The organism is Halomonas sp. THAF12, assembly GCF_009363675.1.
GTDB classification, from domain to species: domain Bacteria; phylum Pseudomonadota; class Gammaproteobacteria; order Pseudomonadales; family Halomonadaceae; genus Halomonas; species Halomonas smyrnensis.
In genome coordinates this window covers 784,334-806,746 of sequence record NZ_CP045399.1, presented here as the reverse complement: position 1 = coordinate 806,746, position 22,413 = coordinate 784,334, and the positions used below count along the sequence as shown (strand labels likewise).

At 70.5% G+C, this 22,413-nt stretch carries 18 protein-coding genes; 4 read left to right on the top strand and 14 right to left on the bottom strand.

From position 1 onward, the window contains the following. Positions 1 to 30 precede the first annotated feature (30 nt). Positions 31 to 987: a carbohydrate kinase gene (locus FIU88_RS03640; protein WP_152478230.1), complete on the top strand. Its 957-nt coding sequence runs from the start codon at positions 31 to 33 to the stop codon at positions 985 to 987. Positions 988 to 1,089: 102 nt separating this feature from the next. Here FIU88_RS03640 and FIU88_RS03635 read toward each other — a convergent pair whose 3' ends face one another. The 10 genes from FIU88_RS03635 to cra form a co-directional block, all read right to left on the bottom strand. Then, a complete protein-coding gene (locus FIU88_RS03635) occupies positions 1,090 to 2,565 on the bottom strand; it encodes a mannitol dehydrogenase family protein (protein WP_152478229.1) in 1,476 nt (491 codons plus the stop codon). A gap of 100 nt (positions 2,566 to 2,665) precedes the next feature. Further along, positions 2,666 to 3,298, bottom strand: coding sequence for a nucleoside triphosphate hydrolase (locus tag FIU88_RS03630; RefSeq protein WP_152478228.1), 633 nt, complete (start codon positions 3,296 to 3,298; stop codon positions 2,666 to 2,668). A 121-nt stretch (positions 3,299 to 3,419) separates the two neighbouring features. Continuing rightward, positions 3,420 to 4,106, bottom strand: coding sequence for an HAD family phosphatase (locus FIU88_RS03625; protein WP_152478227.1), 687 nt, complete (start codon positions 4,104 to 4,106; stop codon positions 3,420 to 3,422). 10 nt (positions 4,107 to 4,116) lie between these two features. Beyond that, on the bottom strand, positions 4,117 to 5,262 hold the full coding sequence (locus FIU88_RS03620; protein WP_152478226.1) for an ABC transporter ATP-binding protein: 1,146 nt from the start codon (positions 5,260 to 5,262) through the stop codon (positions 4,117 to 4,119). 74 nt (positions 5,263 to 5,336) lie between these two features. Then, complete coding sequence (locus FIU88_RS03615; protein WP_152480115.1) at positions 5,337 to 6,173, bottom strand: carbohydrate ABC transporter permease; 837 nt, start codon at positions 6,171 to 6,173, stop codon at positions 5,337 to 5,339. Between the two features lie 63 nt (positions 6,174 to 6,236). Further along, positions 6,237 to 7,127, bottom strand: a complete 891-nt coding sequence (locus FIU88_RS03610) for a carbohydrate ABC transporter permease (protein ID WP_026068622.1) — start codon at positions 7,125 to 7,127, stop codon at positions 6,237 to 6,239. A gap of 65 nt (positions 7,128 to 7,192) precedes the next feature. Further along, entirely contained in the window at positions 7,193 to 8,503 is a 1,311-nt protein-coding gene (locus FIU88_RS03605) for a sugar ABC transporter substrate-binding protein (RefSeq protein WP_152478225.1), read from the bottom strand. A gap of 241 nt (positions 8,504 to 8,744) precedes the next feature. Then, positions 8,745 to 10,505: a cytosine permease gene (locus FIU88_RS03600; RefSeq protein ID WP_152478224.1), complete on the bottom strand. Its 1,761-nt coding sequence runs from the start codon at positions 10,503 to 10,505 to the stop codon at positions 8,745 to 8,747. Between the two features lie 158 nt (positions 10,506 to 10,663). Further along, the gene (locus FIU88_RS03595; protein WP_152478223.1) at positions 10,664 to 11,620 is read right to left on the bottom strand and encodes a sugar-binding transcriptional regulator; all 957 of its coding nucleotides are present in this window, start codon (positions 11,618 to 11,620) and stop codon (positions 10,664 to 10,666) included. 36 nt (positions 11,621 to 11,656) lie between these two features. Then, positions 11,657 to 12,670 (bottom strand): catabolite repressor/activator, encoded by a 1,014-nt coding sequence (gene cra / locus FIU88_RS03590; protein WP_152478222.1) that lies wholly within the window; start codon positions 12,668 to 12,670, stop codon positions 11,657 to 11,659. Positions 12,671 to 12,885: 215 nt separating this feature from the next. On the opposite strand from cra, the gene ptsP reads away from it, so the two are divergent. Genes ptsP through FIU88_RS03575 form a run of 3 tightly spaced genes read left to right on the top strand, consistent with a single transcriptional unit; the run spans position 12,886 to position 18,499 of the window. Then, positions 12,886 to 15,777: a phosphoenolpyruvate--protein phosphotransferase gene (gene ptsP, locus FIU88_RS03585; protein WP_152478221.1), complete on the top strand. Its 2,892-nt coding sequence runs from the start codon at positions 12,886 to 12,888 to the stop codon at positions 15,775 to 15,777. Then, positions 15,777 to 16,751, top strand: a complete 975-nt coding sequence (gene pfkB, locus FIU88_RS03580) for a 1-phosphofructokinase (RefSeq protein WP_152478220.1) — start codon at positions 15,777 to 15,779, stop codon at positions 16,749 to 16,751. Before ptsP ends, pfkB begins: the two co-directional genes overlap by 1 nt. Continuing rightward, positions 16,748 to 18,499: a PTS fructose-like transporter subunit IIB gene (locus FIU88_RS03575; protein ID WP_152478219.1), complete on the top strand. Its 1,752-nt coding sequence runs from the start codon at positions 16,748 to 16,750 to the stop codon at positions 18,497 to 18,499. The genes pfkB and FIU88_RS03575 overlap by 4 nt, the downstream gene beginning before the upstream one ends. 94 nt (positions 18,500 to 18,593) lie before the next feature. Here the strand turns inward: FIU88_RS03575 and FIU88_RS03570 are convergent, their stop codons facing one another. The 4 genes from FIU88_RS03570 to zwf all read right to left on the bottom strand — a co-directional run bounded on the left by FIU88_RS03570 (position 18,594) and on the right by zwf (position 22,206). Beyond that, the gene (locus FIU88_RS03570; protein ID WP_152478218.1) at positions 18,594 to 19,037 is read right to left on the bottom strand and encodes a hypothetical protein; all 444 of its coding nucleotides are present in this window, start codon (positions 19,035 to 19,037) and stop codon (positions 18,594 to 18,596) included. A gap of 276 nt (positions 19,038 to 19,313) precedes the next feature. Beyond that, positions 19,314 to 19,976, bottom strand: coding sequence for a bifunctional 4-hydroxy-2-oxoglutarate aldolase/2-dehydro-3-deoxy-phosphogluconate aldolase (locus tag FIU88_RS03565; RefSeq protein WP_026068526.1), 663 nt, complete (start codon positions 19,974 to 19,976; stop codon positions 19,314 to 19,316). Between the two features lie 29 nt (positions 19,977 to 20,005). Then, on the bottom strand, positions 20,006 to 20,671 hold the full coding sequence (pgl, locus tag FIU88_RS03560) for a 6-phosphogluconolactonase (protein ID WP_016855746.1): 666 nt from the start codon (positions 20,669 to 20,671) through the stop codon (positions 20,006 to 20,008). Positions 20,672 to 20,697: 26 nt separating this feature from the next. Beyond that, positions 20,698 to 22,206 carry a glucose-6-phosphate dehydrogenase gene (gene zwf / locus FIU88_RS03555; protein ID WP_152478217.1) on the bottom strand — a complete coding sequence of 503 codons (1,509 nt, stop codon included), beginning with the start codon at positions 22,204 to 22,206 and terminating at the stop codon, positions 20,698 to 20,700. Positions 22,207 to 22,413 lie beyond the last annotated feature (207 nt).

The following is a 22,413-nucleotide window of genomic DNA, read 5'->3' as shown; positions in this document are numbered from 1 at the left end:
GCCGCCCCTTTCATCACAAGGACCCCCACCATGCTGCCCGTTATCGCCTTCGGTGAAGCCCTCGTCGACATGCTCTCCAGCCGCCTGGGCGCGGCCGACGAGGGCGCGACGGAGACCTTCACCCCTTACGCCGGCGGCGCGCCGGCCAACGTCGCCGTGGCCTGCGCTCGCCTCGGCGTGCCCAGCCGCTTCCTCGGCATGCTCGGCGACGACCACTTCGGCGACTTCCTGGCCGCCGAGCTGTCCGCCCAGGGCGTCGACGTCTCCGGCGTGACACGCACCCGCGAGGCGCGCACCGCCCTGGCCTTCGTCTCCCGCGACGCCGCGGGCGAGCGCACCTTCGACTTCTACCGGCCGCCCGCCGCCGACCTGCTCTACCGCCTGGAGCACCTGCCGGCCGGCGTGTTCGCCGAACCGGCGATCCTGCACCTGTGCAGCAACAGCCTGACCGACCCGGAGATCGCCGAGACCACCCTGGCGATGGCCGAGATGGCGGCCCGGGCCGGCTGTTTGATCAGCGTCGACGCCAATCTGCGCCATAACCTCTGGGCCGAAGGCCGCGCCGACAGCGCCCTGGTCACCCGGCTGCTCGACAGCGCCGACCTGCTCAAGCTGTCCCGCGAGGAGGTGGACGACCTGCGCGGCGACCACCCCGAGGACGACTGGCTGGCCGAGCGTCTGGCGGCCGGCGTCAAGCTGGCGGTGATTACCGACGGCGGCGAGCCGGTGCGCGCCCTGGGCGCGGGGCTCACGCTGGCGGTCACCCCGCCGCCGGTGCAGGCCGTGGACACCACCGCCGGCGGCGACGCCTTTATCGGCGGGCTGCTGGCGGCGCTGGCCGAGGGCGGCTTCGCCGAGGGCTGGCATCAGGACACCGCGCGCCTGGAAGGCGCGCTGGCCTTCGCCTGCCGCTGCGGCGCCCACGCCGTGACCCGTCCGGGCAGCTACGTCGCGCTGCCGACCCGGGCCGATCTCGTCGAGGCCTGATCCCGCCCGACACGACGACGCCCGATGATGCCGGCCATCATCGGGCGTCTTCGCGTATGCGAGCCGCCTTGGCGCCGAGGGCTACCCGGCGACGGCGCCGCCTCAGGCCGCGACCAGCGCCTCCAGGGTGGCCCGGGCGCCGCGCCGATGCAGGCTCTCCAGGGCCCGGAGATAGGCCTCGCGGAAGCGCGCATTCTCGGCCAGATCGCCGAACAGCTCCTCGTTCTCGATGAAGGCGGTGGGATGCTCGTGGTTGCGTGCCGCGATCGCCATCAGCTCGTCCTTCAAGCGGTCGACCACGGTGATCGGCTCGCCCTGCTCGTCCACGCCCTCGTCGTAGCGCGCCCAGCTCGCCACCACCGCCGCGCAGCGATGGATATCGCCGCCGGTCTCGAGCTGCTGGCGAATCAGCGGCACCATCCATTTCGGGATGCGATCCGAGCTCTCGGCGCACAGCCTGGCCAGGGTGTCACGCACCTCGGGATTGGCGAAGCGCGAGATCAGGGTGCGGCGATAGGCCTCCAGGTCGACCCCCGGCAGCGGCGACAGGGTGGGGGTCGCCTCGTGGGTCATGTAGTCGAGCAGGAAGGCCTCGAACAGCGGGTCGGCGCTGGCCTCGTGGGCGTAGCGATAGCCGGCCAGGTAGCCGAAGTAGGCCAGCGCCTGGTGGCTGGCGTTGAGCAGCCGCAGCTTCATCAGCTCATAGGGCACCACGTCCTCGACCAGCTGGACCCCGACCCGCTCGAGGGCCGGACGACCGGCGACGAAGTGATCCTCCAGCACCCACTGGGTGAAGGGCTCGCAGACCACCGGCCAGGCATCCTCGACGCCGAACCGGCTGCCGAGCTCGGCGATGTCCTCGGGGGTGGTGACCGGCGTGATGCGATCGACCATGGAGTTCGGGAACGGCACCTCGGCCTCGACCCAGGCGCCGAGCTCGGCATCCCGGGCATGAGCGAAGGCGGTGAACATCCTGCGGGCGACGTCGCCGTTGCCCTGGATGTTGTCGCAGGACATCACCGTGAAGGGCGTGAGGCCCCGCTCGCGGCGGCGGCGCAGGGCCTCGATGACCAGGCCGAAGGAGGTCCTGGGCGCGGCCCCGGGCACCAGGTCATACTGGACGTCGGGATTGTCGAGGTCGAACTCGCCGCTGATCGGGTGGAAGTTGTAGCCGCCCTCGGTGACGGTCAGGGAGACGATGCGGATCGCCGGGTCGGCCATCTTCTCGATCACCGCCTCCGGATCCGCCGGGGCGAACAGGTAGTCGATCATGGCGCCGATCACCCGCGCCTGGCGACGCCCGTCGGGGTGCTTCACCACCAGGGTGTAGAGATGATCCTGCGCGGCCAGGATCTCCTGCATGCGACGATCGCCGGGCATCACGCCGACCCCGACGATGCCCCAGTCCAGCGCCTCGCCCCGGTTCATCAACTCGTCCAGGTACATGGCCTGGTGGGCGCGATGGAAGCCACCGACCCCGATATGGACGATGCCCGCGGTGACCGCCTGCCGGTCGTAACTCGGTGTGGCGACATCGGGGCCCAGGTCCATCAGGTGGGCATTGTCGAGTTGGGTCATGCTGGTGCTCCTGAGAAGCGTCATTCCCGCCGGGATCGGGCGGGGTGGGTAAAGCGCCGGGAAGCTTCCCGGCCAACGAAAAAATGGGGGTCGACCCGACTCACACGATCGTGCGCCAGTGCAGGTCGGCGGGCATCGAGGCGGCCTTGATCAGGCGGGCATTGAGCATGTCCTTGTGACGGGTGCGCTCGATGGCACCCGCCTGGTCCTGCCCCATGCCCAGCCAGCGCTCGATCAGCCGCGCCTCGAGCACCTCGTCGGGCACCTCGAGGAACAGCGTCAGGTCGAACAGCGACCGCAGCCCCGGCCAGTCGCCCTGATCGAGCAGCAGGTAGTTGCCCTCGACGATGATCACCCGGTGCTCGGGGGTGATCAGTCGGCCGCCGGCCCGCGCCAGGTCCAGGGGCCGGTCGAAGACCGGCACGGCCACGGTGCGGTCGGCCCGCCGGATCCGCGCCAGGTCGTGCCGGAGGCCGTCGATATCGAAGGTCTCCGGGGCGCCCTTCACCGGCACCAGGCCCTCGGGGGCGAGCACCGCGTTGTCGTAGTGATAGCCGTCCATGGGCACCACCGCGGCGATGCCGGGCCGTCGCTCGTTGAGCTCGCCACACAGCCGGCCCGAGAGGAAGGACTTGCCCGCCGCCGGTGGCCCGGCCAGGGCCACGATGAAACGCGCCTTGCCGCTCGCCGCCTCGAGGAGCCGCTGGGCCATGTCGTGGATAGGGGGAATCATGGTCGTCATTCGGGTCTTCGCTCGTCACGTCGGTTCATCCAGTCTTCATCATCGACGCTTGATGCCGGTGGCACCACCGGCGGCTCACGAACGCCCTCACGCCTGACATGTCCCACGCCCCTCAGGAACCGACGGCGGGGGCGCGCGCGGCCCGCCACTGCTGCACCAGGGCCTGAAGGCCCCGCATGTGATCGAGCACCTGCCAGGCCCCGGCCGCGCGCAGCCGCTCGGCCTGCCCCGCCGGCACATGGCTGGCGCCGACGAAGCCGATCACCGTCATGCCGGCCGCACGGGCCGCGGTAACGCCGGCCACGCTGTCCTCCACCACCAGGCAATGGCCCGGCGCGCAGGCGAGCTCGGCCGCCGCCAGGCGATAGAGCGCCGGGTCCGGCTTGGGCGCCGCCACCTGGTCGGCGGTGAAGATCGGCACCCCGTCCAGCCGCGCCTCGAGCCCGGTGGTGGCAAGGGACGCCAGCACCCGCTGGCGTCGGCTGTTGGAGACCACCGCCAGCGGCAGCGTGAGCCCCGCGAGGGCCTCGGCGACGCCGTCGATGGCCGTCAGTTCCCGGCCCAGCCGCGCCTCGATGGTCTCATCGACCCGTTCCGTGGCGTCGGGCGGCAGGCGATGGGCGCTGCGGGCCTCCAGGTGCGCGAGGATGTTCGCCGTGGTCATGCCGAGCGCCGCCTTCAGCTCGGCCTCGGCGGCCAGGTCCGGCAGCCAGGCCCCCAGCAGGTCGATCAGGGTGGCCTCGGCGATCGCCTCGCTGTCCACCAGCACGCCGTCGCAGTCGAAGATCAACCGATGCATGGGCGTGTCCTCACTGACCGACGGCATCGGAGGCCGCCCGGTTGTCCTGGCGCTTGAGGCCGGCCAGGGGGTGCTGGTTCAGGCTCGGCAGCGCCAGGCCCTGCTCGTCGAAGAGATGCGCCCGCCCCGGGGCGAAGCCGAAGCGCACCTTGTCGTGGACCCGATGCGCCACGTCGCCGTCGGCCATGAGGGTGATCATCGCCTCGCCCATCTGCACGTACAGCGAGGTCTGGCCGCCCAGGCGCTCCAGCACCTGGATGCCCCCCTCCAGCGGGCCCTGATCGTCCAACGCCAGATGCTCGGGTCGGATGCCGAGCTCCAGGGCGGTCCCGGGGTGCAGGTCCTTGCCCTCGGCCGGCACCTTGGTGATGCCCCCGCCCGGCAGCCTGACGCTGACGCCCTCGGCGTCGGCCTCCACCACCTCGACCGGCAGGAAGTTCATCTTCGGCGAGCCGATGAAGCCGGCCACGAAGCGGTTGCGCGGGTGGTGGTAGAGCTCCATCGGCGAGCCGACCTGCTCGATCTCGCCGCCCTGCAGCACCACGATCTTGTCGGCCATGGTCATGGCCTCGATCTGGTCGTGGGTGACATAGATCATGGTGGCATCGAGTTCCTCGTGGAGGCGGGCCAGCTCGATGCGCATCTGCACGCGCAGGGCCGCATCGAGGTTGGAGAGCGGCTCGTCGAACAGGAAGATGCTCGGGTTGCGCACGATGGCGCGGCCGATCGCCACCCGCTGGCGCTGGCCGCCGGAGAGGGCCTTGGGCTTGCGATCCAGCAGCGGTTCGAGCTGCAGGATCTTGGCCGCCTCGAGCACCTTCTCGCGGCGTTTCTCCTTCGAGACGCCGGCCAGGCGCATGCTGAAGCCCATGTTGTCCTCGACCGTCATGTGCGGGTAGAGGGCATAGCTCTGGAAGACCATGGCCAGGCCACGATCGGCCGGGCCCACCTCGTTCATGCGCTTGCCGTCGATGAGGATGTCGCCGCTGGTGGCACTCTCGAGCCCGGCGATCATGCGCATCAGGGTCGACTTGCCGCAGCCGGAAGGGCCGACGAAGACCACGAATTCCCGGTCGTTGACCTCGAGATCGACGCCCTTGATGACGTGGGTGTCGTCGAAGCTCTTGGTGATCTGCTTGAGTTGAAGCGTTGCCATAGTGAGATTCCTTTACCCGGCGGCGTCGGGGCGCCGCGAAGTAGCTATTTCTTGTCGTTATGCAAAGGCGTCGGTCATTTCACCGCACCGAAGGTCAGGCCGCGCACCATCTGTTTCTGGGTGAGCCAGCCGAACACCAGGATCGGCGCGATGGCCATGGTCGAGGCCGCGGAGAGCTTGGCCCAGAACAGTCCCTCGGGGCTCGAGAAGGAGGCGATGTAGGCCGTCAGCGGCGCCGCCTGGGACGAGGTCAGGTTGAGACTCCAGAAGGCCTCGTTCCAGCTCAGGATCACCGACAAGAGGCCCGTAGAGGCGATGCCCGGCAGGGTCAGCGGCAGCAGCAGGTAGAGCACTTCCTGCACGGTGCCGGCGCCATCCATGCGGCCCGCCTCGAGGATGTCCTTGGGCATGTCCTTGAAGAAGGTGTAGAGCATCCAGACCACGATCGGCAGGTTCATCAGGGTGTAGACGATGATCAGGCCGGTGCGGGTGTCCAGGAGCCCGACATCGCGGAACAGCAGATAGATCGGCACCAGCACGCCGACCGGCGGCAGCATCTTGGTGGACAGCATCCACAACAGGGTGCCCTTGGTGCGCCTGGTGGGCAGGAAGGCCATCGAGTAGGCCGCCGGGATGGCGATCACGAGCGCCAGCAGGGTCGAGCCGAAGGCCACCACCACGCTGTTGATGGCGAACTTGGCATAGCCGGCGCGGCTCTGGACCTCGGCGTAGCTGTCGAGCGTCGGCGAGAAGATCAGGCTCGGCTCGGCGATGGCCTCGGCCTCGGTCTTGAAGCCGGTCAGCACCATCCAGAAGATCGGGAAGAAGATCAGCAGGGCCACGGTCCAGCCCAGCAGGCCGAGCCACAGGCGCCGGTTAAGCAGGGCCTCGCTCAGGGGAGACCGCTGCATGCCAGGGGCGGCGGCCCCGGACACGGATGGGGTTCTTGCAGTCGTCATGGGCGCGCTCCTGCGTCAGCTTTCCAGGTTCTTGGCCACCATGCGGACCAGGAAGATGGCAACGATGTTGGCGAGGATGATCGCGACCACCCCACCGGCGGAGGCCATGCCGACGTCGAAGTCGAGCAGGGCGCGGATGTAGATCAGGTAGGCCAGGTTGGTGGTGGCAAGCCCAGGGCCGCCGGAGGTGGTGACGAAGATCTCGGCGAAGATGGTCAGCAGGAAGATCATCTCGATCATGATCACCACGCTGATCGCCCGCTTGAGGTGCGGCAGGGTGATGAAGAAGAAGATCGCGATCGGCCCGGCGCCGTCCATGCGGGCGGCCTCGACCTGGTCCTCGTCCAGCGACTGCATGGCGGTGAGCAGGATCAGCAGCGCGAACGGCAGCCACTGCCAGGCCACGATGATGATGATCGAGGTCAGCGGCAGCGACGAGAACCAGTCCACCGCCGGCAGGCCGAACAGCTCGGCCACCCAGGACAGCACCCCGTTGGCCGGGTGCATCATCATGTTCTTCCATACCAGGGCGCTGACCGTGGGCATGACGAAGAAGGGCGAGATGGCGAGCACCCGGGCGATGCCCTGGCCGAAGAACTCCTGCTGGAAGAGCACCGCCAGCAGGGTGCCGCCGACCACGGTGATCACCAGCACCCAGCCCACCATCAGCAGGGTGGTGCCCATCGCCGACCACAGGGCGGGATCGGTGAACAGGTACTCGTAGTTCTCGAGGCCGGCGAAGCCGGTCATGCCCGGCATCAGCAGGTTGTAGCGCTGCAGCGAGAACCAGACGGTCATCGCCAGCGGCACGATCATCCACAGGAAGAGCAGGGAGACGGCGGGCGCCTGCAGCGAGAGGGTTCTCAATCCGCCGATGGTGCGCCCGGACGTTCTGGTCTTGTTCATACTCGGTCACCGTGAGGGGTCGCGAAGAAGGCGCCGGCCGGGGCTTCCCGGTCGGCGCACACGGATCAATCCAGGTAGCCGGCGCGCTTCATGGTGCGCTCGGTGGCGCGTTGCGCCGCCTGCAGGGCCTGCTCGACGGAGGTCTCGCCGGTCAGGGCCGAGGCCACCATCTGGCCGACCTGGGTACCGATGGACTGGAACTCCGGAATGCCGACGAACTGCACGCCGATGTAGGGGCTCGACTCCAGGGTCGCGTCGGTGGGATCGGCGCCCTGGATGGCGTCCAGCACGAAGCCGGCGAAGGGCGCGGCCTCCTGGTAGTTCGGGTTCTCGTAGGTGGACTTGCGGGTGCCCGGGGGCACGCTGGTCCAGCCCTCCCGCTCGCCGACCAGGTTCACGTACGCCTCGGAGGTCGCCCAGGTGATGAACTCCCGCGCCGCGTCCTTGGACTCGGACGAGGCCGGGATCGCCAGGGCCCAGGACCACAGCCAGTGCGAGCCCTTCTCCGTCTTCGCGACCGGCGCCGGGGCGAAGCCCAGCGCGTCGGCGACCTGGGACTCGTCGGTGTCGAACAGCTTGCCCGCCGCCGAGGTGGCGTCGACCCACATCGCGCAGTTGCCGCGGGAGAACAGCGCCAGGTTCTCGTTGAAGCCGTTGGAGCTGGCGCCCGGGGGGCCGAAGTCGTTGAGCAGGTCGACATAGAAGCCGATCGCTTCCTGCCAGGCCGGGGAGTCGATCTGCGGGTTCCAGTCCATGTCGAACCAGCGCCCGCCGAAGCTGTTGACCATGGTGGTGGCCAGCGCCATGTTCTCGCCCCAGCCCGGCTTGCCGCGCAGGCAGATGCCGTAGCGCTCCTGGTCGGCATCGTGCAGCTGACCGGCCCATTCGCGCACCTGCGGCCAGGTCGGCTGCTCGGGCATCTCGATGCCGGCCTCCTCGAACAGGTCCTTGCGGTAGTACATCATCGAGCTCTCGGCGTAGAACGGCAGCGCCTGCAGGGTGCCGTCCTGGCTCAGGCCGTCGCGCACCGACTGCAGCAGGTCGTCGACCCGGTAGTCGGCGGGCAGGTCGTCGAGCGGCGCCAGCCAGCCACGCTCGGCCCAGATCGGCACCTCGTAGGTGCCGATGGTCATGACATCGAACTGGCCGCCGCCGGTGGCGATGTCGGTGGTCAGGCGCTGGCGCAGCACGTTCTCCTCGAGGACCACCCAGTCGAGCTCGATGTCCGGATGCGCCTGCTCGAAGGCCTCGGTGAGGCCCTGCATGATCACCATGTCGTTGTTGTTGACGGTGGCCACGGTGAGGGTCTCCGCCTGGGCGGCGGTGGCGCCCAGGACCGTGAGGCCGGCCAGGGGGAGTGCGCGTGTAAGCGTCATGGCTTGCTCCTTGGAAAGGTTGTTGTGTTGTTATCGGGTCACACGAGGAATCGATCATTTCAATCAACTGACGATCAAATGATCGGATAGCAACCCCGAAAAGGCAAAGCCATGATGCTTATACTTTAGGGGCAAGATGGGACCTCGGGGAGAAAAGAGTGGCGCGGATGCCGATCTCGGCATCCGCGCCAGCGACGTTCGGATCCTCCGGGCGATGCCCGCGGGACATGCCAGAGCCGGCTCAGCGGCTCGAGGTCTGCGTGACGAAGGCGGCCCTCCCCTCCTGCACGGCCTTGGCCCGCTTCAGCCCCCAGTAGGCGAACACGAAATAGGCCAGGGTGCACCAGATGGTGATGTCGTAGAACAGCTCGCGGTTCGCCTGGTAGCCGGCCAGGTCGGCGCTGAAGAAGAGCACCTTGACGGCCAGCAGGCTCGGCACCACCAGGCCCAGGATCCAGACGGCCTTGATGACCCGGCTGAGCGTGCTGGTGTCCCGGGTCGGGCCCGCGGGCTCCTGCGCCCCCTGCTGGGCATGGAAGGCCTCCACCCGCGCCTGGAAGTCACGCTCGCTCGCCTCCGCCTCGGGATAGGCCTCGGCGGCACCGAAGCGCTTGGCCAGCAGGGTATAGGCGGCGATCGACACGCACCAGGTAGGCACGAACAGGTAGTAGAAGGGCATCACGTCGCTCAGGTTCAGGACGCAGGCGAACGCCAGTGACAGCGCCCAGGTCGCCAGCGCCGGCACGTTGTGGGCGAGCCCCTTGTAGCGCGCCCAGAAGCGGCTGAAGCCGAGTCGGGGGAAGAGGTGGTGCTCGGCGAAGATGATGCCGCCGATCGGCACCAGCAGCAGGCCCGCATAGGTCAAGAGCGGCAGCATGCTGCGATAGATGAACGGGAAGCAGCTGATCACGGCGACCCCGAGCCCCACCAGCAGCGTGGCCTTGTTGCGCGAGAAGCGGGGCATCACCGCCTGGGCCGCGAGGCCCGCCCGGTAGAGGTTGGAGTTGGCCGTGGTCCAGCCGGCGACCACCACGATCACGAAGCCGGAGGCACCCAGCGCATGCCAGGCGACTTCGCCGGGCTCCAGCACGGCGATGCTGGTCTGGGTCACCGCCGCGGTCGCCGCGCCCATCAGGCCGGCCGAGATCCAGGCGACGTAGTGGCCGAACATCATGCCGGTGCTGGTGGCGAGGCCGGAGCGCTTGCGCTTGGCATAGCGCAGCAGCGCCATGTCGATCAGGCCGAAATGCGAGAACGTATTGGCCGCCCAGGCGAAACCGATCACCTCCCAGATGCCGATGCCCGGCTCGCCGTCGACATCGGTGCCGGTGAAGACGGTGCTGCCGGCGACCTCGATGAAGGTGGAGAAGTCGCCCAGGGTGGTGGTTCCGGTGACCGATTCGGCCAGTTCCGGCAGCAGCACCATGCCCCCGGCGGTGAACATCACCATCAGCCAGGGCGCACAGATGCTGGCGAACTCGGTCAGCGCATTGAAGCCGTAGACCGCGATCAGCACCACGATGGCGGCGACCGCCAGCGCCAGCACCACGAAGGCGGGGTCGGTCGGATAGGGCTGCGCCTGGGCCGGAATGTCGAACAGGATGCGTACCGCCGTGGCCGAGACCGTGATCATCGCCGCGGAGATGACGCTGAAGATGATGACGTTGGCCCAGTTGTAGAGCCAGGCCATCGAGTCGCCGGCGATGCGGTGCAGGTAGGTGAAGAGGCTCAGGCGGGTCTCGATGGCGATCGGGGTGGTGATCAGCCAGAAGCTGAGCACGGCCAGGGCATTGCCGACCAGCAGGCCGATCAGGATGTCCCAGATGCCCGCGCCGAGGGCGACGAAGGTGGCACCGATCACGAACTCGGTGGCGGCGACGTGCTCGGCGGCGTAAAGGCCGGCGAAGTGCGGCCAACGATGCAGTTTGTGCGGCGGAACCGGCAGCTGTTCATCGTCCATCTGGGCGATGTGCCGGTCCAGGCCTGGCCCGGTGGTGGCCATAGAAAACTCCTCATGATGACTCGGGCCACGTAGACGCGCCCCTAACAGCGAACATTTGATCATACAAAAAGCAAATGATCATTTGTGCGCACCAAAAACGCAAAATTGCGACCTTAGACTTTAGCCGTAGCGGGGAGGATCGAGGCCGAAGGCGGCGCTTACGGCCCCGCCTCGATGATGGCCCGCGCCGCGCCTTCGTCGGTGATCAGGCCCTGGAGCCAGCTGCCACGCAGGGCGGCCAGGATCGCCGTGCCCTTGGCGCGCCCCCCCGCCACCGCCACCAGCGGCCGGTCGCGCAGGATCTCGAGGGGCAGGCTGGTCATGCGGCGAGTGATGGAGCAGTCGATGACCCGGCCGTCGCGGCTCAGCGGCCAGCCCAGGAGCTCCCCCACCGCCTCGCCGGCCAGCAGCTCTTCGAGCTCGGCCTCGCTGATGAAGTGATCCTGGAAGAGGTTGGCGCGGCGATCGATGCGCCCGACGCCGACGAAGGCCGCCTCGGCTTCCCGGGCGACCCGCTCCACCGACTGATAGAGCCGCTGACCGCAGAGTGCCCGCTTCTCTTCCACGCTGTCGGCCACCACCGGCGCCGGCAGCAGGAAGCGGCCGCCGCCGGTCTTGTCCGCCAGCACCATCACGCCATCGTAGCGGTTGGAGGAGCCGTCCCGGGCCACGTTGCCGACCAGCGACACGAAGCGGTGCTGGGGCCGGTCGATGCGACTGAGCGCCTCGACCATGGCGCGCACCGCACGGCCGGTGCCCAGCGACAGGGTCAGGGGATCGCTGCGCTCCAGGTACTTGGCCAGCCGGTCGGCCGCCGCCACCGCCAGGTAGGGGGGGCTGGCGTCGGCATCGGTGTCCGTCGCGGTGGGCACCACATCGCAGAAGTCGAGCCCGTAGCGCTCGCACAGGGCCTCGGAGAGCGCCATGCAGCCGGCGATGGGGTGGTCGACATGCACCTTGATCAGCCCTTCCTGGCGCGCCAGGGCCAGCAGGCGCTGCACGCCGGGACGCGACACGCCGAGCTGGCCGGCGATCTCGTCCTGGGTGCGTCCGCCGACATAGGAGAGCCAGGCCGCACGGGCGGCCTGGTCCAGGCGTTGTTCGAACTTGTCCACGTGCGGGCTCTGCTCAGATGACTGCGATGCGGCAAATCATCGCAAGCCTGGCGCGTCGGCACAATCGTGCCCCGCCCGCCAGCGCATCCGCCGCGGCACCGCCCGCCGCCCCGGGGCGCCCTCGCCCCGGGCCGCGGCCAGCGCACACTCCAGCGTCGTCTCGGCCATGCGGTCGTGATCCTGCTCGGCGGAATTGACCGCCACCGGCAGGAACTCCAGCAGCCGGCTGTCGCCGAAGGTCGCCAGCCGCAGCGAGGCCGGCAGCCCGCCGGCCTCGAGCAGGGTATCGAGCACGCCGTCGAACAGCGAATAGGACGCCGTGACCAGCGCGTCCGGCAGCCCGTGCTCGTCGATGACTCGACGCATCAGCCGCGCGCCCTCGGCGCGATCGTAGCGCTCGCCGGACAGCATCAGGGCCATCGCCTCGCGCCCGGCCAGCGCCCGCTCGAAGCCGCTGCGCCGCTCCTCGGTGATCGACAGCCAGGGCACCGCGTCCAGCCACACCACCCGCGACCTCCCGGGCGACAGCACCGAGGCGGCGAGCCGCCCGGCGGCCTCGGCGTCGTTGCTGACCACGCTTGGGAAGCGCGCGGCATCGAAGCCGCGGTCGACGGCCACCACCGGCAGCCCCTCGGCCTGCAGCTCGGCGTAGAAGGGATCGTCCATGGGCAGGCTGCTGGCGGTGATCAGCACCTCGCAGCGCCGCGCCCGCAGCGCCAGCGCCAGGTCGCGCTCGACCTCCGGCCGATCGTCGGAGCCGGCGATCAGCAGCTGGTAGCCCGCCTCCCGGGCGCCGCGCTCCAGCCGCTTGGCCAGCCGCGCGTAGGTCACGTTCTCCAGGTCGGGCACGATCAGCCCCAGGGTCCGGCTGGAGCCACGGCGCAGTGCCGCCGCCTGGGGATCGACCCGGTAGCGATGGTGTTCGACCACCGCCATCACCCGATCGACGGTGTCCTGGCTGATGCGTCGCTTCTCGGCCTGGCCGTTGATGACATAGCTGGCCGTGGTGCGCGACACCCCGGCCAGTCGAGCGATTTCCGCGAGCGTCATGGATCCCCCCTGAACTGGACGTGGCATTCTACGCGGGAGCGCCGCGCCACCATCCCCTGCCAAAGTCGTAGACATTAAGACTTGCCAAGCCGGAGCAAGCATTCCAGCATTCGCCCTATCGAAGGTGACACGATTCACCTTCCCCGCACAAGCCACCGCTGCGCCCCGGGAGCCATGGAATGGCCCGGCGTCGCCCCCGACCACCGGAGACATCGATGTTGACCCTACGCCAGGATGACGTCCTGCTCGGCTGCCGGGCCGAGCACTGGCGCGACGCGCTGGATCAGGCCGCCGAATCGCTGCACGCCGCCGGGCTGGTCGCCCCCGCGTATCGCGACGGCCTCCACGCCCGGGAGGCCCAGTCCTCGACCTTCCTCGGCAACGCCATCGCCATTCCCCACGGCACCCCGGAGAGCCGCGAGCACGTGCGCGCCACCGGCGTGCGCGTGCTGCAGTTCCCCGAGGGCATCGAGTGGCACGACGGCCAGCGCGTCCACGTGCTGGTGACCATCGCCGCCCAGAGCGACGAGCACCTCGACATCCTGCGCCAGCTGACCCACGTGCTCGACCAGGACGGCATCGCCGAGCGCCTGGCCGGCGCCGAACGGGCCGCCGAGATCGCCGAGCTGCTGTCGAAGGCGGTGGTCGAGGCCCGGCTCGACGCCGACACCCTGTGCCTGGGCTTCCCCGCCCGCGACCATCGCGAGCTGGCACTGGCCGGCGCCGCCCGGCTGCGCCAGGCCGAGTGCGTCGACGCCGCCTTCGTCGCCGCCGTGGCCGAGGCCGCCCCGCGCGCCCTGGGCCGCGGCCTGTGGCTGGTGGCCAGCGACCGCGGCGTCGGCGTGCCGGCGCTGGCGCTGGCCACCCCGGCCGAGCCGCTCACGGCCGACGGCGCCCCGGTGCAGGGCGTGTTCTGCCTGGCGGCCCAGGGCCAGGCCCACCGCGGCCTGCTCGAGCGCATCCTGGCGCTGCTCGAGAGCGATGCCCCCGAGACCCTGCACCGGCTCGACGCCGACGCCCTGCTGGCGCGGCTGGCCGGCGAGTCCGCCGCCGCCCGCCAGCGCCTGGCCACGGTGCTCAACGCCCACGGCCTGCACGCCCGCCCGGCCAAGCAGCTGGTCCAGGTCGCCCGCGCCCAGGGCACCACGGTGCGCGTGCGCCTGGCCGAGGGCGGCAGCGAGGCCGTCTCGGCCGCCAGCCTGACCAAGGTCATCAACCTCGGCGCCCGCCGCGGCCAGCAGCTGATCTTCACCGCCGAGGGCGACACCGCCGAGGCCGCGCTGGACGCGGTCTGCCGGGCCGTGGAGGACGGCCTCGGCGAGCACGTCGAGCCCTTCGATGCCTACCGCGAGCCGGTGACCACGGCGCCGGAGAACGCCCCGGCGCTGGCGCCGCTGGCCGACGACGTCGCCCACCCGGCGGTGGCCGCCTCGCCGGGGCTCGCCATCGCCCCGGCCTTCGTGCTGACCACGCCGAGCTTCGACTACCCGGCCCGCGCCGCCGACCCGGCCGCCGAGCGCCGCCGGCTGAATGAGGCCCTCCGCGAGGGCGGCGAGCAGCTCGAGGCGCTGATCCAGCACGCCCGCGGCGGCGAGGTCTCGCAGATCCTGTCGATGCACGAGGAGATGCTCGGCGACCCGGAACTCCATCAGGCCGCCCGCGAGGGCATCGACGAGGGCGCCTCCGCCGAGGCCGCCTGGTGGGAGGCGATCGACACCGCCGCCCAGGCCCAGGAGCGCCTGGCCGACAAGCTGCTCGCCGAACGCGCCGCCGACCTGCGCGACGTCGGCCGCCGGGTGCTGGGCATCCTGTGCCGGGTCGAGCTGCCCGAGCCGCCGGATCATCCCTACATCCTGGTCACCGACGACATCGGCCCGTCCGACGTGGCGCGCCTCGACACCAGCCGCGTGCGCGGCCTGCTGACCGCCCGCGGCGGCGCCACCGCCCACAGCGCCATCCTGGCCCGGGCGCTGGGCATCCCCGCCGTGGTCGGCGCCGGCGAGCGCATCCTGTCGCTTTCCAACGGTACCGAGCTGATCCTCGACGGCGAGCGCGGCCGGGTGACCCCGGCGCCCGCCGCCGAGCGCCGCCGGGCCGCCGAACAGCGCCTGGCCGAGCGCCGCCGCCGCGAGGCCGAGGCCTGGGAGGCCCGCTTCGAGCCGGCCCGCACCCGCGACGGCCATCGCGTCGAGGTGGCCTCCAACCTCGGCAACACCGCCCACGCCGCCGATGCCGTGGAGCGCGGCGCCGAGGGCGTCGGCCTGCTGCGCACCGAGTTCGTGTTCATGGCCCACGCCTCGCTGCCGGACCTCGCGACCCAGATCGGCGAATACCGCGAGGCCCTCGACGCCCTCGACGGCCGCCCGCTGGTGGCGCGCACCCTGGACGTGGGCGGCGACAAGCCGCTGCCCTACTGGCCGGTGCCCCAGGAGAGCAACCCCTTCCTCGGCCTGCGCGGCATCCGCCTGGCGCTGACCCGGCCCGAGGTGCTCGAGACCCAGCTCCGCGCGCTGCTGATGGCCGCCGCCCCCTCGGCCGAGCCGAAGCGCGACGCCCGGCCGCTGCGCATCATGCTGCCGATGGTCAAGGACGTGGCCGAGTTCCGCGCCGCCCGCGCCATCCTCGACCGGCTGCTCGAGGAGCTGCCGGTCGGCGAGCGCAGCGACGACGTCCAGCTCGGGGTGATGATCGAGGTGCCCTCCAGCGCCCTGCTGGCGCCGACGCTCGCCGCCGAGGTCGACTTCTTCTCGGTCGGCACCAACGACCTGACCCAGTACACCCTGGCCATCGACCGCGACCATCCCGAGCTCTCGGCCCAGGCCGACGGCCTGCACCCGTCGGTGCTCAGGCTGATCGAGATGACCGTGGCCGCGGCCCACGCCGAAGGCAAGTGGGTCGGGGTGTGCGGCGAGCTGGCCAGTGATGCCACCGCGGTGCCGGTGCTGGTCGGCCTGGGCGTCGACGAGCTCTCGGTCAGCGCCCGCCAGGTGCCGCTGGTCAAGGCGCGGCTGCGCGAGTTCGACCTCGAGGAGGCCCGCGCCCAGGCCGCGCTGGCGCTCGCTCAGGCCACCGGCGAGGCGGTCCGCGACGCCCTGGAGGCCCGCTGATGGCTCGCCTGCTGACCCTGACCCTGAATCCGGCCCTGGACCTGTCGATATCGCTTGCGCGCCTGGCGCCCGGCGAGGTCAACCGCACCAGCGCCACCCATCTCGCGGCCGCCGGCAAGGGCGTCAACGTGGCCCGGGTGCTGGCGGCACTCGGCCATGACGTCTGCGTCTCGGGCTTCCTCGGCGCCGACAACGACGGCCCCTTCCTGCGCGCCTTCGAGGCCGCGGGGCTCGAGGACGCCTTCCTGCGCGTGCCCGGCGAGACCCGCATCAACGCCAAGCTGGCCGAGGCCGACGGCCGGGTCACCGACGTCAACGGCCCGGGCCCGGCCATCGACGCCGAGGCCTGGCAGGCGCTGCTCGAGCGGCTCGAGGCGCTGGCCGCCGATGACGCCCGCCGCCCCGAGGCGGTGGTGATCGCCGGCAGCCTGCCGCCCGGCGTCACGCCCGAGGCGCTGGCCGAGCTGATCGCGCGGCTGCGCGGCGCCGGGCTGCCGGTGTGGGTCGATACCAGCGGCCCGGCCCTCGAGGCCGCCATCGCCGCCGGTCCCACCGCGGTCAAGCCCAACGAGCAGGAGCTCGCCGCCTGGGCCGGCATGCCCCTCGATAGCGAGGCCGCCCGCCTGGCGGCCGCCCGCCGCCTGCACGAGGCCGGCATCGAGGAGGCGGTGCTCTCCGCCGGCGCCGAGGGCGTGCTGTGGGTCAGCCGCCGCGGCGCCTGGCAGGCGCTGCCGCCGGCCATGACCGTGGCCAGCACCGTGTGCGCCGGCGACACCCTGCTGGCCGCGCTGCTGCACGGCGTGCTCGAGGGCCACGCGCCCGACGAGGCGCTGCGCCTGGCCACCGCGCTGTCCGCCGAGGCGGTCCGCCATGTCGGCGTGGGCGACGCCCGCGCCACCGATTTCCCGTCACTCCAACAACAGACGCGCGTCCACCGCCTTGGCGGCGACGACGCCGGGGGAGCCCTCGCATGAACGTTATCCTCATCACCGCCTGCCCCAGCGGCATGGCCACCACCTTCCTCGCCGCCCGGCGCCTCGAGCAGGCCGCCGAGCGGCTGGGCTGGCAGACCACCGTGGAGATGCACGGCGAGCTTGAACCGGTCCGGCCGGTCTCCGCCGAGGCCATCGCGGCCGCCGACCTGGTCATCGTCGCCGCCGACCACGTGCCGGACCCGCAGCGCTTCAAGGGCAGGCCGCTGTTCCGCGCCACCATCGACCAGGCGCTGCCCGACCCGGGCGGCTTCCTCGAGCGCGCCCGGCGCGAGGCCGAGGCCTTCGTGCCCGGCGCCGAGACCCATGCCACGCCGGCGCCCGAGGCCGGCGCGCCCGGCGGTCGGTCCATCGTCGCCGTCACCGCCTGCCCCACCGGGGTCGCGCATACCTTCATGGCGGCGGAGGCCCTGGCCGAGGCCGGCAGGGCGCTGGGCCATCCCATCCGCGTCGAGACCCAGGGCTCGGTGGGCGCCCAGGACCAGCTGACCGAGGCGGAGATCCGTGACGCCGAGGTGGTGATCCTGGCCTGCGACATCGAGGTCGATCCGACCCGCTTCGCCGGCAAGCGGATCTATCGCACCTCCACCGGCAGCGCGCTGAAGCAGCCGAAGCCGACCCTCGAGGCGGCGCTGGCCGAGGCCGCGGTGGAAGACGGCAGCGCCCCGGCGGCAGGCGGCGAGGCCAGGAAGAGCCTCAAGGAGCGCGGCGTCTACAAGCACCTGCTGACCGGGGTGTCCTTCATGCTGCCGATGGTGGTCGCCGGCGGCCTCTTGATCGCGCTGTCGTTCGTGTTCGGCATCGAGGCCTTCCAGGAGGAAGGCACCCTGCCCGCGGCGCTGATGCAGATCGGCGGCGGCACGGCCTTCGCGCTGATGGTGCCGGTGCTGGCCGGCTATATCGCCTATTCCATCGCCGACCGCCCCGGCATCGCCCCGGGCATGATCGGCGGCATGCTGGCCTCCGAGATCGGCGCCGGCTTCATCGGCGGCATCCTGGCCGGCTTCCTCGCCGGCTACGTGGCCAAGGCGGTGACCCGCTACGTCAGGCTGCCGGCCAGCGTCGAGTCGCTCAAGCCGATCCTGATCATCCCGCTGGTGGCGAGCCTGGTGACCGGCCTGACCATGATCTACATCGTCGGCGAGCCGGTGGCGGCGATCCTCTCCGGGCTGACCGCCTTCCTCGAGAACATGGGCTCCACCAATGCCCTGCTGCTGGGCGGGCTTTTGGGCGCCATGATGTGCTTCGACATGGGCGGACCGGTGAACAAGGCCGCCTACACCTTCGGCGTCGGCCTGCTGGCCTCCGAGACCTACGCGCCCATGGCGGCGATCATGGCCGCGGGCATGGTGCCGGCGATCGGCATGGGCCTCTCGAGCTTCGTCGCCAAGGCGAAGTTCTCCGAGCCCGAGCGCGAGGCCGGCAAGGCGTCGTTCGTGCTGGGCTTGTGCTTCATCAGCGAGGGCGCCATTCCCTTCGCCGCCAAGGACCCGCTGCGGGTGATCCCGGTCAGCATGGTCGGCGGCGCGGTGACCGGCGCGCTGTCGATGCTGTTCGGCGCCAAGCTGATGGCCCCCCACGGCGGCATCTTCGTGCTGCTGATCCCCAACGCCATCACCCCGGTGCTGCTGTACCTGGCGGCGATCATCATCGGTTCGCTGATCACCGGCCTCGGCTACGCGGCGCTCAAGCGCGGCGGCCAGGCGGTGGCGGTCGAGGCCGGCGCCTGACGCCTCGCCTGACGACGGCCGACACGACAACGCCCCGGCAGGCCATGACGGCCTGCCGGGGCGTTGTCGTCTTCGGGCGAGCGTCGTGTGGGGGCTATTTCACGTGCACCGCCAGGCACTCGCGCAGCTGGCTGCATTCCTGCTGCTTGTGGCGGGCGAAGGCCAGCAGGGCCGTCTCGAGCTCCGGCGTGGCGTTGGTGTCCAGCAGCAGGCGCGACAGGCGGCTGGCCTCGTCGGCGGCGTCCAGCGCCTCCTTCAGCGCCTGGTCGACGCCCATGGCCTCGACCGCGGGAATCGCGGACGCCTCGTCGCGGCTGACGCAGGCGGTCAGCTCCATGCGCTCGGCGGCCTCGGTCAGGGCCTCGAGCTGCTGCTCGCACTCGGCGCCGAGGCCGGCCACCACGCGGCTGATGTCGGCGTGGCGCTTGGCCAGCGCCTGGGCGAGCCGGCGGTAGCGCTGCAGGTCCCGACTCTCGAGGCCACTGGCCAGCGTCAGCCGATCCTGGGCGAGCAGGGTAAGCGGGGCGATATCGTTCATGGGTCGCTTCCTCGTGTTGTCGAAGGGACGGGCGCCGCGACGCGGGCGACGTCACCCAGACAAAGCAAGGGGCGGGCCAACTTCTCCATCACGCTGATTTCACACGCATTAGACTAACGTCTATGCCCCGAGAGCGCGGGCCGCGCACCGCCGTGGACGCGACACGCCCCGCCCTGATCGCCCGTGGTGCACGAAAAAAGCCCCGGCCATGATGGCCGGGGCGCAAGGACAGCCAGTGGCTGTCGAGAGAGAACCCGATAGGGTCGACCGAAAGACTCAGTGGTGGAAACGCTCCGCGGCCTCCTGGGCCAGCCGGCGGATGGCGTTCCAGTCCTCGGCCTCGACCAGCGACTTCGGCGTCAGCCAGGAGCCGCCCACGCACATCACGTTGGGCTGGGACAGGTAGTCGCCGGCGTTGTCCAGGCTGATGCCACCGGTCGGGCAGAATCGCGCCTCGGGGATCGGGCCGGCGAAGGCCTTGAGCGCCTTGACGCCGCCGCTGGCCTCGGCGGGGAAGAACTTGAAGCGGCGATAGCCGTACTGCCAGCCGATCATCAGCTCGGAGACGGTGGCCACGCCGGGCAGCATCGGCACCGGGCTTTCCACGCCGTAGCGATAGAGCGCCTCGGTGGTGCCCGGGGTCACCACGAAGTCGGCGCCGACCTGCTCGGCCTGGCGATACTGCGCCGGGGTCAGCACGGTGCCGATGCCGACGCTGGCCTGGGGCAGCGCCTCCTTGATGCGGCGGGTGGCCTCCAGCGCGCAGTCGGTGCGCAGGGTCACCTCGAGCACGCTGAGGCCGCCTTCGACCAGGGCGGTGGCCAGCGGCACGGCATCTTCCACGCGCTGGATGGCGAGCACCGGGATCACCTCGGCCTTGAGGCAGATGCTGTCGATCTCGGTGGTGCGGGTGGAAGGCAGCTGCTTGTCGATGGTCATGGTCATGGCTCCAGAAAGGGGTCCGGGGCTCAGGGCGCCCAGTAGATGCCGAGCGGGCCGGCCAGGAAGGCGCGGATCGGCAGCGCCCGGGTGTCGTCGCCGGCCAGCGCACGGCCCAGCACCGTGCGCTTCTCCTCGCCGGTGATGTGCAGGAAGTGACGCGGGCAGCGGTGCAGCCGGTCGGCGCTCAGGGTGATGCGCGGCTGGGGCTGGCTCGGCGTGCGCACCGCCACCACCGAATCGGCGGTGGACAGCGCCAGGCCAAGCTCCTGGCTGTCCGGGAACAGCGAGGCGGTGTGGCCGTCGCCGCCCATGCCCAGGATCACCACGCTGGCCGGCCAGGACAGCGCCGCGAGGCGCTCGCCGACCTCGGCCACGCCCTCCTCGGGGGTGGCGGCGGCGCTGGTCAGCGGCACGAAGGTGGCCGCGGCGGCCGGCCCCTGCATCAGGTGGGCCCGCACCAGGCGGGCGTTGCTGTCGTCGGCGTCTTCCGCGACCCAGCGCTCGTCGGCCAGGGTCACGTCGACCCGGGACCAGGGCAGGTCCATGGCGGCCAGGGCCTCGAAGAACGGCACCGGGGTGGAACCGCCGGACACCACCAGCAGGGCGCGCTCGCGCTCGGCCAGGTCGGCCCGAAGGGCCTCGGCCACGGCCTCGGCGAGCTGCCGGGCCAGTTGCTCACGGGATTGGCTCATCTCAATCGTCCTCGTTCCTGCCGGGCTTAGTAGTCTTCATACCAGCTGCGGCCGTCCTGGGTGATCATGGCGATGGAGGCCACCGGGCCCCAGGAGCCCGCCGGATAGCGGCGCGGCGGCTCGGCGCGGTTGTTCCAGGCCTCGATCAGGCTGTCGCACCACTGCCAGGCGTGCTCGACCTCGTCGCGGCGCACGAACAGGTACTGCTGGCCCTTCATCACCTCGAGCAGCAGGCGCTCGTAGGCGTCCGGGATCCGCGCCTTGGGGAAGGCGCTGTTGAAGTCCAGGTGCAGCGGGCCGCGGCGCAGGCGCATGCCCTTGTCCAGGCCGCTGTCCTTGGTCAGCACCTCCAGCGCGATGCCCTCCTCCGGCTGCAGGCGGATCACCAGCTTGTTGGCGGCCAGGTCGCGCTGGTCCGGATCGAAGATGTAGTGCGGCTGCTGGCGGAAGTGGATAACGATCTGCGACATCTTGCCCGGCATGCGCTTGCCGGTGCGCAGGTAGAAGGGCACGCCCGCCCAGCGCCAGTTGGCCACCTCGGTCTTCATCGCCACGAAGGTCTCGGTGTGGCTCGAGGTGTTGGCGCCTTCCTCGTCGAGGTAGCCCGGCACGGACTGACCGTCGATGGTGCCGCCGATGTACTGGCCGCGGACCACGTCGCGCCCCAGCATCTCGTCGGTGAACGGCTTGAGCGCCTTGAGCACCTTGACCTTCTCGTCGCGGATGGCGTCGGCGTCGAGGTTGGCCGGCGGGTCCATGGCGATCAGGCACACCAGCTGCAGCAGGTGGTTCTGCACCATGTCGCGCAGCTGACCGGCCTCGTCGAAGTAGCCCCAGCGCCCCTCGATGCCGACCTTCTCGGCCACCGTGATCTCCACGTGGGAGATATGGTTCTGGTTCCACTGGGTGCCGAACAGCGGGTTGGCGAAGCGCAGCGCGATCAGGTTCTGAACCGTTTCCTTGCCCAGGTAGTGGTCGATGCGGTAGATGCTCGACTCGGGGAACACCGCGCCGATGGCGTCGTTGACCTCGGCCGAGGACGCGAGGTCATGGCCGATCGGCTTCTCCACCACCACGCGGCTCGTGGCGTCGAGGCTGCCGCTGGCGTCCAGGTGACGGCAGATGTCGCCGTAGATCTTGGCTCCCACCGACAGGTAGACCACCATCGGATGCTCGGCGCCCTGGCGCCATTCGCGGATGCCGGCGTAGCCCTCGGGCCTGGTGAAGTCGAGCTGCAGGAAGTCGAGCCGCGCCATGAAGCGGGCCAGCGCCTCGCGGTCGAGCTCCTCGGCCTTGACGTAGGTCTTCAGGGACTTCTCGACGCGCGCCTTGAAGGCGTCCACGTCCAGCTCCTGACGGGCCAGCCCGAGCAGCCGCGTGGCGGGATCGAGCAGCCCCTCGCGCTCCAGGTGGAAGAGCGCCGGAAAGAGCTTGCGCTGGGCCAGATCGCCGAGCGCTCCGAACAGGGCCAGATCGATTGCCGTGCCGAAATCGCCGAAGGAGCCTCCTTCCTGGGGCCGCTTGTGTTGGCTCATGACCACCCTCATCTGGTTAAATTAACAAAATAATAGCCTATCGCGCCGACCATCTCCAAAAACTTCTGTAAAATTACTACTAAATGCGGAGAGGCCCGAGCGGTCACGGCTGGCCGTTACCCGCCCGCGCGCGCTAGGATAGTGGACATAATGTAGTTAAATCACCACATCATATCGACACACCGGCGGCGACCGACGCCGCTACCG